This is a genomic window from Roseovarius lutimaris (assembly GCF_900115165.1).
In the GTDB taxonomy this organism is placed as follows: domain Bacteria; phylum Pseudomonadota; class Alphaproteobacteria; order Rhodobacterales; family Rhodobacteraceae; genus Roseovarius; species Roseovarius lutimaris.
On sequence record NZ_FOVP01000001.1, the window covers coordinates 294,029 to 308,456 of the forward strand.

At 59.3% G+C, this 14,428-nt stretch carries 14 protein-coding genes and 1 pseudogene; 13 read left to right on the forward strand and 2 right to left on the reverse strand.

Features of this window, described 5'->3' with window-relative positions:
* Nucleotides 1–255: 255 nt before the first annotated feature.
* Complete coding sequence (locus tag BMZ91_RS01425) at nucleotides 256–555, forward strand: DUF6477 family protein (protein ID WP_092833509.1); 300 nt, start codon at nucleotides 256–258, stop codon at nucleotides 553–555.
* On the opposite strand, the gene BMZ91_RS01430 is transcribed toward BMZ91_RS01425, so the two are convergent.
* Nucleotides 552–2,099, reverse strand: coding sequence for a trimethylamine methyltransferase family protein (locus BMZ91_RS01430; protein WP_092833511.1), 1,548 nt, complete (start codon nucleotides 2,097–2,099; stop codon nucleotides 552–554). The two genes, BMZ91_RS01425 and BMZ91_RS01430, sit on opposite strands and share 4 nt — an antisense overlap.
* Before the next feature lie 324 nt (nucleotides 2,100–2,423).
* Between BMZ91_RS01430 and BMZ91_RS01435 the strand changes: the two genes are divergently transcribed.
* Both BMZ91_RS01435 and guaA read left to right on the forward strand, forming a co-directional pair.
* On the forward strand, nucleotides 2,424–3,683 hold the full coding sequence (locus BMZ91_RS01435; protein WP_092833513.1) for an OmpP1/FadL family transporter: 1,260 nt from the start codon (nucleotides 2,424–2,426) through the stop codon (nucleotides 3,681–3,683).
* A 48-nt stretch (nucleotides 3,684–3,731) separates the two neighbouring features.
* Entirely contained in the window at nucleotides 3,732–5,294 is a 1,563-nt protein-coding gene (gene guaA / locus BMZ91_RS01440; protein ID WP_092833515.1) for a glutamine-hydrolyzing GMP synthase, read from the forward strand.
* Nucleotides 5,295–5,606: 312 nt separating this feature from the next.
* On the opposite strand, the pseudogene BMZ91_RS22040 reads toward guaA, so the two are convergent.
* Nucleotides 5,607–5,900 (reverse strand): annotated as a pseudogene (locus BMZ91_RS22040) (MarR family transcriptional regulator); the annotation flags it as partial.
* Between the two features lie 54 nt (nucleotides 5,901–5,954).
* On the opposite strand from BMZ91_RS22040, the gene BMZ91_RS21705 reads away from it, so the two are divergent.
* The 10 genes from BMZ91_RS21705 (at nucleotide 5,955) to BMZ91_RS01490 (ending at nucleotide 14,401) form a co-directional block, all read left to right on the forward strand.
* Complete coding sequence (locus BMZ91_RS21705) at nucleotides 5,955–6,314, forward strand: ATP-binding cassette domain-containing protein (protein ID WP_092833517.1); 360 nt, start codon at nucleotides 5,955–5,957, stop codon at nucleotides 6,312–6,314.
* Nucleotides 6,283–6,801, forward strand: a complete 519-nt coding sequence (locus BMZ91_RS01450) for an efflux RND transporter periplasmic adaptor subunit (RefSeq protein WP_483880081.1) — start codon at nucleotides 6,283–6,285, stop codon at nucleotides 6,799–6,801. Before BMZ91_RS21705 ends, BMZ91_RS01450 begins: the two co-directional genes overlap by 32 nt.
* A gap of 190 nt (nucleotides 6,802–6,991) precedes the next feature.
* Nucleotides 6,992–7,798: a class I SAM-dependent methyltransferase gene (locus BMZ91_RS01455; protein ID WP_143076279.1), complete on the forward strand. Its 807-nt coding sequence runs from the start codon at nucleotides 6,992–6,994 to the stop codon at nucleotides 7,796–7,798.
* Entirely contained in the window at nucleotides 7,799–8,716 is a 918-nt protein-coding gene (locus BMZ91_RS01460; RefSeq protein ID WP_245736177.1) for a DMT family transporter, read from the forward strand.
* A gap of 113 nt (nucleotides 8,717–8,829) precedes the next feature.
* On the forward strand, nucleotides 8,830–9,984 hold the full coding sequence (locus BMZ91_RS01465) for a hypothetical protein (protein ID WP_092833523.1): 1,155 nt from the start codon (nucleotides 8,830–8,832) through the stop codon (nucleotides 9,982–9,984).
* 126 nt (nucleotides 9,985–10,110) lie between these two features.
* Nucleotides 10,111–10,983, forward strand: coding sequence for an ATPase (locus BMZ91_RS01470; RefSeq protein ID WP_092833525.1), 873 nt, complete (start codon nucleotides 10,111–10,113; stop codon nucleotides 10,981–10,983).
* 29 nt (nucleotides 10,984–11,012) lie between these two features.
* Nucleotides 11,013–11,936 carry a homoserine O-acetyltransferase MetA gene (gene metA, locus BMZ91_RS01475; RefSeq protein ID WP_092833527.1) on the forward strand — a complete coding sequence of 308 codons (924 nt, stop codon included), beginning with the start codon at nucleotides 11,013–11,015 and terminating at the stop codon, nucleotides 11,934–11,936.
* Nucleotides 11,920–12,894, forward strand: coding sequence for an alpha/beta fold hydrolase (locus tag BMZ91_RS01480; protein WP_092833529.1), 975 nt, complete (start codon nucleotides 11,920–11,922; stop codon nucleotides 12,892–12,894). Before metA ends, BMZ91_RS01480 begins: the two co-directional genes overlap by 17 nt.
* A 39-nt stretch (nucleotides 12,895–12,933) precedes the next feature.
* Nucleotides 12,934–13,803, forward strand: coding sequence for a polyphosphate kinase 2 (gene ppk2 / locus BMZ91_RS01485; protein WP_092833531.1), 870 nt, complete (start codon nucleotides 12,934–12,936; stop codon nucleotides 13,801–13,803).
* Nucleotides 13,796–14,401, forward strand: coding sequence for a TetR/AcrR family transcriptional regulator (locus BMZ91_RS01490; protein WP_092833533.1), 606 nt, complete (start codon nucleotides 13,796–13,798; stop codon nucleotides 14,399–14,401). The genes ppk2 and BMZ91_RS01490 overlap by 8 nt, the downstream gene beginning before the upstream one ends.
* The last annotated feature ends 27 nt before the right edge of the window (nucleotides 14,402–14,428 follow it).

The window sequence follows — 14,428 nt, forward strand, 5'->3', positions numbered from 1 at the left end:
GCACATCCCTGGCGCATTTTCTTTCCCCATTTGTCAATCACAACACGCCCGAGATACAGCCCGGAGCTATCCACAGAGTTATCCACAATTAAAACGTGCAAAAGATTACCGGTTCGTTAATTGTTTCCAGAAAATCAACCATTGTTGACAGATGGTAAACAACCTCACAGGCCATCGCGCGGAGTCATGGGGCAAAACGCAACAGCGGCAGGGCCGTGTCACTAAGGGGGTATTCAACCTCTGGGAGCCCGCCACATGAACGATATTCTTACCACGCTTGACCGTCTGCGCCGTCCGCCGCTTTTGATCCGTGCAGCGCGGATCGGGGTTTCTGATTATCGTCGCGGGCCGCATTTGCGCCGCCATCTTGGCTATGGCGCCCTGCCGCGCAGCGGTCAGGCCCTTGTACAGCTTGTCGAGGTCGAGGCGCAATTCGAGCGTGACAGAACACAGCGCGCGGCAGGATATTCCGCCGCGCGCCATGTGGATGTTCTGATCGCGATGATGGGTGAAGCGCGCCTGTTGCGTGCCACCCGTCTTGAAAGCGTGGGTTAGCTGAAGGCGTCGGGCATTGATTCTTTTCTGGTGGCCACAAAGGCCGCCAGAGCCTCGGCAATCGCCGGATCAAGCGGCGGCTGCTGATAATCCCCAAGCATTTTCTTGACCCGCGCATTGGCCAGAACCATCGTATCGCGCTCGCCCTCTTCGGACCAGGTTTCGAATGGTTTGTAGTCAAGCAGATCGCTGCGCCAGAAGGCGTTCTTGAAATTGGCCTGGGTATGGGCGCAGCCAAGATAGTGGCCGCCGGGGCCAACCTCGCGGATCGCATCCATCGCCTGGGCGTTCTCGTCAATTTCGACGCCGCGCGCGATGTGGTGCAGTGTGCCAAGCTGGTCGGCATCCATCACGAATTTCTCAAAGCTGGACACGAGCCCACCCTCAAGCCAACCACAGGAATGCAGCATGAAGTTGACACCGGCCAAAAGGCCCACGTTCAGGCTATTGGCGGTTTCATAGGCAGCTTGCGCATCCGGCAGCTTCGAGCCGTTGAACGATCCCGACGAGCGGAACGGCAGCCCAAGGCGCCGCGCCAACTGACCCGCGCCATAGGTGATATGCGCGGCCTCGGGGGTGCCGAAGGTCGGCGCGCCCGAATTCATGTCGATCGAGGTTACAAAGGCGCCAAAGATCATCGGCGCACCGGGGCGGATAAGCTGGCTATAGGCGATACCGGCCAGAACCTCGGCCAGAACCTGGGTCAGCGTGCCCATCACCGACACCGGCGCCATCGCGCCGCCAACGATAAAGGGCGACAGGATACAAGCCTGATTGTTACTCGCGTAAACCTCAAGCGAGCCCATCATCACATCGTCAAAGGTCATCGGTGAGTTGACGTTGATCAGGCTGGTCATGACCGTGTTGTCCTGAACGAACTCCTTGCCGAACAGAATCTCGCACATATCGACGCTGTCCTGCGCCCGGCTTGGTTCGGTGACCGAGCCCATGAAAGGTTTATCCGACAGGGTCATATGGGCGTGCAGCATATCAAGGTGGCGCTTGTTCACCGGCACATCGGTCGGCTCGCAGACGGTGCCGCCGGAATGGTGAAGCCATTTCGACATATAGCCAAGGCGCACGAATTTGCGGAAATCCTCCATCGTGGCATAGCGGCGGCCGCCATCCATGTCGCGCACGAAGGGCGGGCCATAGACCGGCGCAAGCACAAGCGACTTGCCGCCGATTTCGACGCTGCGCTCGGGGTTGCGGGCATGCTGGGTGATGCGCGACGGCGCGGTCGCGCAAAGCTTGCGCGCCAATCCGCGCGGGATGCGCACCCGCTCGCCCGTGACATCCGCACCGGCATTGCGCCAGCGTTCAAGCGCGGCGGGATTATCGACGAAATTAACGCCGACCTCTTCAAGGATGGTTTCGGCGTTGGTCTCGATGATCTCAAGCGCCTCTTCGGACAGAACCTCGAAGTTCGGAATATTGCGCTCGATATAACGCGCGGTCTCGATGCTGACGGCGGTGCGTTCGGCACGGCGCGCGGCCCCGCCGCCACCCCGTGTTCGTCTGCTGCGTGCTTCTGCTTCTGCCATGGGGCACCTTTATATAATCAATTGCTGTCGCCAAACGCCCGCCGCGTTGACGGGTTTACATGGTCATAGCGTTTCGCGCCCCTGTGATACGAGAAGATTCCGGCGAATGCGGGGGAAAAGCGACATTCCCCCTGTTGAGGCCGCACGGCACGATGAGATCGCGGTGTGATTTCGCTGCGATTACGGTTCTATTGATGACTTTCCATGTGATGTTTTGGCAGCGGTTGATTTTTCTTTGCCCCGGCATCGCACTCGGGGCTGGAACAGCGGCGCAATATTTGACTGATACGTATAAAAGCGCGCACATTTCGAGGGGCATTGACAATGAAGGCATTGATCAACCGCGGGGCCCAGGCCTGCGCCATACTGGGGCTCTGTGTTCTGAGCGCGCCGGCATTTGCAACCAACGGATATTTTGCCAATGGCTATGGCGGCCAATCCAAAGGTATGGCCGGGGCCGGCGTGGCGGTGTCCACCGGCGTTCTTGGCATGGCACAAAACCCCGCCACCGGGGTCAAGGTCGGCAATGGCGCGGCATTCTGCCTTACCACCTTTGCCCCCAACCGCGATGTCACGATCCAGCCCGGCGGCCCCCTCACCCCCGGCAAGTTCAAGAGCGACAATGACGTCTTTATGATTCCCTGCGGTGGCGCCAACTGGGCGCTTGATGATCGCTCGTCCCTGGGCGTTTTTGTCTTTGCCAATGGCGGGATGAACACCGAATACAAGACCAACTTCTTTTCCGGCCTCGGCGCCGGGTCGGCGCCTTTGGGGGTCAATCTGGAACAGGCCTTTATCACCGTGAACTATGCCCGCAAGGTTGGCGACCGCCTGACCTTTGGCATCTCGCCGATCCTTGCGGTGCAGCGCTTCAAGGCCACCGGGCTTGAGGCGTTTTCGGGTCTTTCAATCGCGCCCGGCAATGTCACGAACCGCGGCCATGACTGGTCCACGGGGGTGGGCGTCAACCTAGGGCTTTTGTTTGAAGCAAGCCCGCAATGGACTTTCGGCGCGGCCTATCGCAACAAAATTCAAATGTCGTCGTTTGACAAATATCGCGGTTTATTCGCCGAGGGTGGTGATTTCGACGTGCCGGCCATGCTTACGCTTGGGGCGGCCTATACGCCCGCGCGCCTGCCGAAACTGACGATCACGGGCGAATACCAGCGGATCTATTATGGTAGTGTGAACGCAATCGCCAATACCAGCGCCCCACCCCAAGGCCCGCTTGGTGCAAGCAATGGCGTCGGTTTTGGCTGGAAGGATGTCGATGTTGTGCGCCTCGCCGCGATCTATCGCAAAAACGAACGCCTGACGCTGCGCACCGGGATCAGCTATTCCACCAAATTCACCAATAACGACGAGGTGGTCATCAACACCATCGCCCCCGCCACCCCGCAATGGCACGTCTCAGTTGGCGGCAGCTACAAGATCAATGACCGCTGGGATTTTACCTTTGCCTATACCCATGCGTTTTCCAACAGCATTACCGGATCGAACCCGGCGCTGACCGGCGTGGCCCAGCCCGTGCGCCTCAGAATGCACCAGCATGAGATCGCGACCGGTCTCAGCTATCGCTGGTAGGCGCGGCTTTCTCTTGCGCAAAACGCGGGTGCGCTATACGAGGCGAGCATGAGCCAGATAACCCATGACCGCCTCTTGATTATAGACTTTGGCAGCCAGGTGACGCAGCTGATCGCGCGGCGCCTGCGAGAGCTGAATGTTTATTGTGAAATCCACCCCTATCAGAACGTCACCGATGCGTTCCTGTCAGAGTTCGCGCCCAAGGCCGTGATCCTGTCGGGTGGCCCGTGCAGCGTGATCGACGACGGTTCGCCGCGCCCGCCCGCAGGCGTGTTTGACCTCGGCGTGCCGGTGCTTGGGATCTGCTATGGCCAGCAGGTGATGATGCAGATGCTTGGCGGCAATGTCGAGCGGGGCCACGGCACCGCCGAATTTGGCCGCGCCTATGTCACCCCAACCCAAGATCGCATCGACCTGCTCAACGGTTGGTTCCTTGAGGCCCGCGAACAGGTCTGGATGAGCCACGGCGACCACGTGAGCAAACTCGCGCCCGGCTTTGCCGTCTATGGCACATCGCCCAATGCGCCCTTTGCCGTCACCGCTGACCTCAACCGCAATTTCTTTGCCGTTCAGTTTCACCCCGAGGTGCATCACACCCCGAACGGCAAGACGCTCTATGAAAACTTTGTCCGCCTGGCCGGGTTCACCGGCGACTGGACCATGGGCGCCTATAAGGAAGAAGCCATTCGCATCATCCGCGAACAGGTCGGCGATAAACAGGTGATCTGTGGCCTCTCCGGTGGCGTCGATAGCTCTGTGGCGGCGGTCCTAATCCATGAGGCAATCGGTGATCAGCTTACCTGCGTCTTTGTCGATCATGGTTTGCTGCGCCTCAACGAGGCCGATGAAGTTGTCACGATGTTCCGGGACAACTATAACATCCCACTGATCCACGCCGATGAATCAGAGCTGTTTCTAGGTGAGCTTGACGGCGTAAGCGACCCGGAAACAAAGAGAAAAATCATTGGCCGCCTGTTCATAGACGTATTCCAGAAATACGCCAACCAGATCGAGGGCGCCGAGTTTCTGGCCCAGGGCACGCTTTACCCCGACGTGATCGAAAGCGTCAGCTTTTCGGGCGGCCCGAGTGTCACCATCAAATCGCACCACAATGTTGGCGGCCTGCCGGAAAAGATGGGCCTCAAGCTTGTCGAGCCGCTGCGCGAGCTGTTCAAGGACGAGGTGCGCGCGCTTGGTCACGAGCTTGGCCTGCCCGACAGCTTTATCGGGCGTCACCCGTTTCCGGGACCCGGCCTTGCCATTCGTTGCCCCGGCGAGATCACCCGCGAAAAGCTTGAAATCCTGCGCAAGGCGGATGCGGTCTATATCGACCAGATTCGCAAGCACGGGCTTTACGATGATATCTGGCAGGCCTTTGTCGCCATTCTTCCGGTGCGCACCGTCGGCGTGATGGGCGACGGGCGGACCTATGATTTCGCCTGCGCCCTGCGCGCGGTGAATTCGGTCGATGGCATGACGGCGGATTATTACCCGTTCAGCCACGAGTTTCTCGGTGAGACCGCCACCCGGATCATCAATGAGGTCAAGGGCATCAACCGCGTCACCTATGACGTGACAAGCAAACCCCCCGGCACGATTGAGTGGGAATGACCTTGCACATGCAATGGTTTCCATATGCTTGAATGTCGTATGGTTATGGTGTTTTCCCAAATGCTTTAGGGCAACACGCCCCACCCCGCCCGAACGCAAGGCCATGACAGTTGTGTCCAACCCTTCGCCCATCGCGCGGTAATAGGCGGCGTAGGCGGCGACGCGCTCGCCGGGGCCCGTTTCAGATGCGGGGATGTCCTCCACCGACTCCTCAATATCCAAAGCTGCAGGGCGCACGCGCGTGGCCTGTGCCTCGACCATACTGGCAAAGACGTTGTCGACCACCTGAAAGTAATCCTGCCGGTCACCGACCTTCGCGACACGTTTGATCAGCCGTTGGCTTTCAAGCATACGCACACTGGAGCTGACGCTCCTCCGGCTCACTTGAAGAGCATCCGCAAGCTGTCTGAACGACACCTGTTGCCCATCGTAAAGCAGCATCGCCAACACCCGGCCCGCGATGCGCGGCAAGCCTTCCGATTGAACGATAACGCCGATCTTCCAGATGAAATCTGCCCGGGCCGTCTCTGCGGCGCTGCCGCTTTCAGCCCTGTTCACGTCGCGTCTCCGGCGATGGCGCGAAGTTGACAACTTAGCCTTGCTCACCGTATCCGTCTGGTATGTTCAGTTAGGATTGAACGCCCTGTCCACGGGTATTGCATGAAGAAGAACACCTTTTCAACCAAGGGCCTGACCAAAGTTTATGGGGAGGGACGGTCAGCCGTCCATGCGCTGCGCGGTGTCGATCTGGACATTCCAGAGGGTGAGATCGTCGTGCTGCTTGGCCCCTCAGGCAGCGGTAAATCCACATTGCTTAACATTATCGGCGGGTTGGATCGCGCGACCGAAGGCGAGGCCTATTTTCAGGACCAGAACCTGAACGAGATGACGGACAAGCAACTGACCCTCTACCTATGCCCCCACAGATGGCGGCATCCTGCGGGTGATTCAGGAAAGCGAGACCTCGCTGCCCGCTGGTGCGCCCATCATGGAAATCGGCAATATCGAAAACGACCTTGAAGTGGTGGTTGAGCTTTTGTCCACAGATGCGGTGCAGGTAACGGTGGGCGATCCGGTGATCATTGCCGATTGGGGCGGCTCCAGGGACCTTGCGGGCAAGGTGATCCGCGTCGACCCGTTCGGCATCACGCAGTTCTCGGCCCTTGGCGTCGAGGAACAGCGTGTGAACGCGGTCATCGCCTTTACAAGCCCACCCGAAGACTATGTCGGCCTTGGCCATGGCTTTCGTGTCGAAGCGCGGATCGTCGTCTGGCAGGGGAGCGAGACCCTTATCGTCCCGGCCAGTGCGCTCTTTCGAAGCCGTGGCGCATGGGCCGTGTTTGTCGTGGTCGAGGGAACCGCCCAGCTCCGCCTTATTGAAATTGGCCCCAACAACGGCATCGAGGCACAGGTCACAAGCGGATTGGCCGAAGGCGACCGCGTGATCCTCTATCCCTCGTCCGGCCTGTCCGAAGGAATGAGTGTGGCCGAGTGCGTCATCAACTGAATCCGGGCCAACGGCAAGCCGCCATGGGTCTTGCGTCGTCGGGGACATCTCTGGTCGGCCAGGCGACCGCCAGATTTTAGCTCGCATTGTCGAAGGCCTTGGTGTAGCCCGTCGCCCAGGGGGCTGTTGGCGCTCATCCCGTCGTCCCTGTGCGCGTGTCGAATTTTGCCGCGCCTGAACAGGGGGGGACATGAACCTTAGAAAACTCGTCGGACCGAAGCTATTGAGAGACGGTTTTATTCGGCAGGCTGCGGTTGAGCGCCCTGAGGTGGAGGCCCTGACAGCCGAGTTTCGCGCCGCCTATGTCGCGGCGCGGCTGATCCGCATTGGTGGCGCGGGCGATGGCGGTCATCTGATCCCCGATGATCTTGACGGGGTCCGCCATTGTTTTTCGCCCGGCGTGTCCGATATTGCAGATTTTGAAGAGCATCTTGCGCGGGAGTATGGGATCAAATCCTTTCTTGCCGATGCCAGCGTCGATACTCCGCCTGTCACCAACCCTCTGTTTGAGTTCGATAAAGAATTCCCTGGCGCCCATAACGACACGACCGTCATGACCCTTGGCCGCTGGATAACGGACAAGCTTGGCGACGCGACGGGGGATGATCTTATCCTGCAAATGGACATCGAAGGCGCCGAATTCGAGGTTCTGATCGAAAGCTCTGTTGAGGTGCTTGGCAAGTTCCGCTCGATGGTGATCGAATTTCACGGCATGGAGCGTATTTTTGAACGTCACAGCCCGCCGTTGATCAAGGCGGTGTTTCGCAAGATTCATAGCCGGTTTGCGATTGTGCATCTGCATGCCAACAATTGTACTGCGCTCGCCGAATGCCGTGGACTAAAGATCGCGCCAGTGTTTGAAGTCACCTATCAGCGTCGCGATCGTCTGGCGCAAGTGGCGACCGGTGGCGGCCTGTCCCTGCCCCATCCTCAGGATCATGCGAATGTGCCGGAAAACCCGGACATTGGCATGCCTGACATCTGGTGGCGCGGATAAATGACCATCGCCTCCCCCCCTGCGCAGCGCGATCCGGGCGCCGTTTTGCGCGCCGCCTTGTGGATGCTGGGCGCCGTGATCGCGTTTTCCTCCATGGCCGTGGCCGGGCGCGCGGTGAGTTTCGAACTCGATACATTTGAAATCATGATGTATCGCAGCCTGATCGGCCTGTGCCTCGTGGTGAGTGTCGCCGGGATTTCCGGCCACTATCGCCAGATCACCACCCGCAGTCCCGCCACCCATCTCTTTCGCAATATCTTTCACTTTTCGGGGCAAAATCTTTGGTTCTATGCGATTACGGCGATCCCCCTGGCGCAGGTCTTTGCGCTTGAATTCACCGCCCCGCTTTGGGTGCTTGTGCTATCGCCTCTGGTGCTGGGCGAGCGGTTTACAGGCATGCGCGTGCTGGCCGCGATCATCGGTTTTATCGGGATTCTGATCGTCGCGCGCCCAAGCCCCGAGACGCTGAGCCTTGGCACCATCGCCGCCGCTGCGGCCGCCATTGGCTTTGCCGGGTCGATCCTGGTCACCAAGCGGTTGACGCGTACAGAGACGCTGACCTGTATCCTGTTCTGGATGACCCTCAGCCAGAGCGTCTTTGGCCTGATCTGTGCCGGGATTGACGGCGATATCGCCCTGCCCTCGCTACCCTCTACGCCCTGGCTTCTGGTGATCGCCTGCGCCGGGCTTGTGGCGCATTTCTGCCTGACCACGGCCCTGTCGATTGCCCCGGCCACCCTTGTGAGCCCGGTCGATTTCACCCGCCTTCCGCTGATCGCGGTAATCGGCCTTTTGGTCTATAACGAGCCGATAGATGCAATGGTTATCCTTGGCGCGGCGATAATCTTTGGGGCGAACTATCTGAATCTATGGTCAGAAACCAAAAAAGACGCCAATCGTCCCAAGCTTCTCGTATAAAGTGTGGCCAACAGGCCACCCGATGCTTCTGTGGTATCCGTGACGCCGCGTCAAAGATTGACCGGCAGAAAACTGCCTATAAAGATCGGTCAACCTTCTGGAGGAGAGGAATAATGAAAAGACTCACACTTGCGGCGACCGCATTGGTTGCTGCGGCAGGCGCCGCACAAGCCGGAGGCATCGACCGGTCAGGGCAATCCATCAACGTCCTTTTCGAGAAAGGAAACTACGTCGAACTAAGCTTTGGCGTGGTGGGGCCTTCTGTCTCAGGGACAGTGGCGACGCCGTTTGGATCACGCCATTCCGGGAATGTCACGAAAACCTATTGGCAGGTCGGTGCGGCCTACAAGCGCCAGATCAACGAGCAACTCAGCTTTGCACTTATTTATGACCAACCTTTTGGGGCTGACGTTAACTATAAAGGCGCGTCTGTCCCCTTCGCGGGCACTTCCAACGCGACGGCAATCGGAAATATTCTCGCAGGTAACTTTCCCACGGTCGGCACCACGGCAACGCTTGATGCCGATGCCATCACCGGCCTCTTGAATTATCGTATGGCCAATGGCTTTGGGTTTCATGGCGGCCTCAGAGTGCAAAAGGTCAGTGCAGATTCCACCGTGCCACTTGTCGCCGGCTATTCAGTCGCCGGCGCAGGAGATGAAGGTGTCGGCTATGCGGCTGGTATTTCTTATGAAAAGCCGGAAATCGCCCTGCGGGTCTCATTGACCTATAACTCGACCATCAAGACAAAGCACAAGACAACCGAAAACTCTGTTGCGTTTGGGACCACCACCAGCAAGACAACCATCGAAACCCCTGAATCGGTCAACCTCGAATTTCAGTCAGGTATCGCCAAGGACACCCTTGTTTTCGGTAGTGTGCGTTGGGTCAATTGGTCCGGTTTCACGATCACCCCCCAGCAATACCAGGCTTTGACCGGTGGGCCCTTCCTGTCTTACACAAGCGACACCTATACCTACACGCTTGGTGTCGGGCGCCGCTTTACCAAGGCAATATCCGGGTCGCTTTCGGTCACCTATGAGGATAACGACGATGGCTCTCCGGTTTCAAACCTCGGGCCGACATCGGGCAAGCTTGGCTTCACCCTTGGCGGGCGTTACGAAAAAGAAAACGGCATGATCCTGTCGGGTGGTATCAACTATACTTTCGTTGGCGATGCGGTAACCACCATTGGCGCACTGCCACGCACCAAGTTCAAGAACAACGACGCGATTGGCGTCGGCTTCAAGGTTGCCTATCGCTACTAAGCGTTTGCGTGATTGAACCTTCATGCCCCGCCCCGGTATCACAGGGCGGGGTTTTTTCGTTGCAAAGCCGCTTTGGATTGACCCCGGCAACCGCAGTTTGTAGCACGATCCCAAAGGGGACCGGCAATGATCTATGAAACGGCACAAGATTGGCAGAATGCCACCCACAAACGGGTGTTGTTTTATGGCATGTCGGGTCTCGGCAAGACTTATCTCTCGAACATGCTGCGCGAGGGCGGTGATTGGTTTCACTACTCGATAGATTACCGCATCGGCACCCGTTACATGGGCGAGCTGATTGCGGATAACGCCAAGGCGCATGCCATGCAGGTGCCGTTCCTGCGCGATCTGCTGCTGACGGATTCGATCTATATCGGCTCGAACATCACCTTCGACAATCTGGCGCCGGTCTCGACCTATCTTGGCAAGCCGGGCGATCCGGCCAGGGGCGGCATGCCGATAGACGAATACCGCCGCCGTCAGGAACAGTTTCGCCAGGCCGAAATCGCGGCCCTGATGGATACCGCGCACTTCATCTCTCGTGCCGACGCGCTTTATGGCTATCCGCATTTCATCTGCGATACCGGCGGCTCGATCTGCGAATGGGTGGATGGCAATGACCCGCATGATCCGCTCTTGTGCGAACTGTCAAAGCATTGCCTGCTGATCTATATCGAGGGCAACGAGGCGCATACCAAGGAGTTGATCCGCCGGTTTGATCGCGCGCCGAAACCGATGGCCTATCAGCCCGAGTTCCTGGACCGGGCATGGGATGAATACCTGAGCGAAAACAACCTGCAAGCGGGCGATGTTGATCCAAACAGCTTTATCCGCTGGACCTATGCCCGCGCCCTTGCCCATCGCGAGCCGCGTTATCGCGCCATGGCCCCTTGGGGGATCACCATCAGCGCCGATGAGGTTGCAACGGTCAAGACGCCCGCCGATTTCGATCACCTGATCGCGACCGCCCTTGAGCGGCGCGCCGATACGCCTATCTAACCCCGACACCCTACAGGAGCCGCAAAGCGATGCCCATCAAGATCCCCGCCAACCTGCCCGCCTATGACGTGCTTACGCGCGAAGGCGTCATGGTCATGGACGAGGATCAGGCCGCCCGTCAGGACATCCGCCCGCTGCGGATCGGCCTGCTGAACCTGATGCCGAAGAAGATCCAGACCGAGAACCAGTTCGCCCGCCTGATCGGCGCGACGCCGCTTCAGATCGACCTGCATCTCATCCGGATGAGCGAGCATCAGGCGAAAAACACCGCTGCCGAGCATATGGAAAGCTTTTATCGCACCTTTGAAGAGGTCGAGGCCTCGGGCGATAAGTATGATGGGCTGATCATAACCGGCGCGCCGATTGAGCACCTTGATTTCGACGCGGTCACCTATTGGCATGAACTTGAGCGGGTGTTTGCTTGGACCCAAAGCCATGTGCAATCCACCTTTGGGGTTTGCTGGGGCGGGATGGCGATGATCAACCACTTTCACGGGATCAAGAAACATATTCTGGATCATAAGGCCTTTGGCTGTTTTCGGCATCGCAACCTTGTGCCTGCCTCGCCCTATCTGCGTGGATTTTCCGATGATTGCGTGATCCCGGTAAGCCGCTGGACAGAGATGCGCCAGGATGAAATCGACGCCGCCGCAGGTCTCACCACGCTGTTGTACAGTGACGAGGTTGGTCCCGCTCTGGTCGAGGATCCGGCCCATCGCGCGCTCTATATCTTCAACCACTTTGAATACGACAGCGACACGCTCAAACAGGAATATGACCGCGATGTCGAGGCGGGCACGCCGATCAACGTGCCCTGTAATTATTACCCGAATGATGACCCCTCAAAACCGCCGCAAAACCGCTGGCGAAGCCATGCCCATCAGCTTTACGGCAACTGGATCAATGCGATCTATCAGTCCACACCGTTTGATATGAATGACATTGGCCGTTAAATCCCTTCTGATCATCGCGCTCCTGCTGGCCGGTCTCTGGGCCTATGTCCAATACCGTGCCCGCGCGCATGAGGCCCGCGCCGAGGCGGCCTTTCCGCCAGAAGGGCAGATGGTGCAGGTCGATGGCCATGCCGTTCATGCGGTGGTGATGGGGCCGGATGATGCGCCTGCTCTGGTGCTGATCCACGGCGCCTCGGGCAATACCCGCGACATGACCTTTAGTCTGGCGCCGAAACTGGCGCGCCGCTACCGCGTGATCGTATTTGACCGCCCCGGTCTTGGCTATACCGCGCGGATCAATCAGAGCGGCGCGACCATAACCGAACAGGCCGGTCTGTTGCAGAAAGCCGCAGAACAGCTTGGCGCCGAACGCCCCATCGTGCTTGGACACAGCTATGGCGGCGCTGTCGCCCTCGCCTGGGCTGTGACGCGGGCGCAAAACATTTCCAGGCTGGTGATGCTGGCGGGGGCCGCCAAGCCCTGGGACACCGGGCTTTCGACCTATTACCGGGTGCTGTCGCATCCGATCCTTGGGCCGCTGGTGATCCCCTTTCTCACCGCCTTTATCGACGATAGCCGCGTTGAAACCGCCGTCGGCGAGATATTCGAGCCACAGACCGCCCCCGACGGATATTTGCATTATATCGGTGCGGGACTCACGCTGCGGCGGCATTCGTTGCGCGCCAATGCCCTGCAACGCGCCAATCTGCTGTCCGAGATTGAGGCGATCCATACCCGTTACGGCGAAATTGATCTGCCGGTCGAAATCCTGCATGGCACCGCCGATACCACCGTCGGGCTGCATATTCATTCCGCACCACTTGCCGCGCAAATCCGCGATGCCGTGCTCACGCCCCTGCCCGGCATTGGCCACATGCCACAGCATGCGGTGCCCGGCATGGTGATCTCCGCCATTGACCGCGTTGCTCGGCGCGCCGGATTGCGCCCTGCCCCCTGAGCGGCCATACTGGGTAAAAACCCTTATGAGGCCCGCAACATGGATCTGCCCTTTGACGGCGCGATAAGCGCTTTTTTCGAAACCGGAATTTCCGCCGAGATCCGCAACGAGATCCGCCGCGCCGACAAGGGCGATATCCTTGGGCATGACTTTCCCTATTCCGAGCGCATGCCGCGCAAGGCCTACGAAAAAGAGCTGGAAAAGCTTCAGATCGAGCTGGTCAAGCTTCAGGCCTGGACCCGCGAAAGCGGCGCGCGGATCGTCTGTGTCTTTGAAGGGCGCGATGCGGCCGGCAAGGGCGGAACGATCAAGCGGTTTCGCGAGAACCTGAACCCGCGCGGCGCGCGGGTTGTGGCCTTGCCCAAGCCCTCGGATACCGAGGCGACGCAATGGTATTTCCAGCGTTATATCGACCACCTTCCCGGCGGCGGCGAAATCGTATTTTTTGATCGAAGCTGGTACAACCGAGGCGTCGTGGAAAAGGTTTTTGGCTTTTGCACCGACGATCAACGCGAGCATTTCTTTGCCCAAGTACCTGATTTTGAACGGATGCTGGTCGATGAGGGGATTTATCTGTTCAAATTCTGGCTTAACGTCGGGCGCGCCGAACAATTGCGCCGCTTTCTTGCCCGCGAGGGCGATCCCCTCAAGCAATGGAAGCTAAGCTGGATCGACGTCGAGGGCCTCAAGAAATGGGAGGCCTATAGCGCCGCCATCCCCGAAACCCTGACCCGGAGCCATAGCGATCACGCGCCCTGGACCGTGATCCGCGCCGATGACAAACGCCGCGCGCGCCTGGCGGCGATCCGCAGCGTGCTCACCTCGATTGATTATGCCCGCAAGGACGCGCGTGCGATCGGTGCGCTTGACCCGGCCATCGCCGCCGGGCCCGAGATCTGGAATGGCTAAGCAAGGCTATCATCACGGCAATCTGCGCCAGACGCTTGTCGATGGCGCGCTCAGCCTGATCGAAACCAAGGGACCGGCCGGCTTTACCCTGTCACAGGCCGCCAAAAGCGCCGGTGTAACGCCCGCCGCCGTCTATCGCCATTTCGCCGGCCGCGACGACCTGATTTCAGAGGCGGCGCGCCAGGGCTATCTGGTTTTTGCCGACCGGCTTGAGGCGGCGCGCGCCACGGCGCCCGGCGGTGCGGCGCAGATCCACGCGCTTGCCCGCGCCTATCTGGCCTTTGCCCAAAGCAATCCGGGCCATTACATCGCCATGTTCGAGAGCAGCATCGACATCAACCGCGCGCCCGATCTGGCCGATGCGGCGGGACGCGCCCGCGCGTTGATGCAGGGCGCTTGCGGCGCGCTCTGCCCGCTGATTGCCGCAGAGCGCTGCCCCGAGGCGAGCCTTCTGACCGCGCATATCTGGGCGATGAGCCATGGCGTGGTCGAGCTGTTCCTGCGCAATTCGGCCGGCCTTTCGGATCACGCCGCGCCCGAAGAGATGCTAAAGGCCGGGCTGACCACCTATCTGCGTGGGCTTGGCGTTACCGGCTAAGTCGCACCACCAAAACGAGAAAAGCGC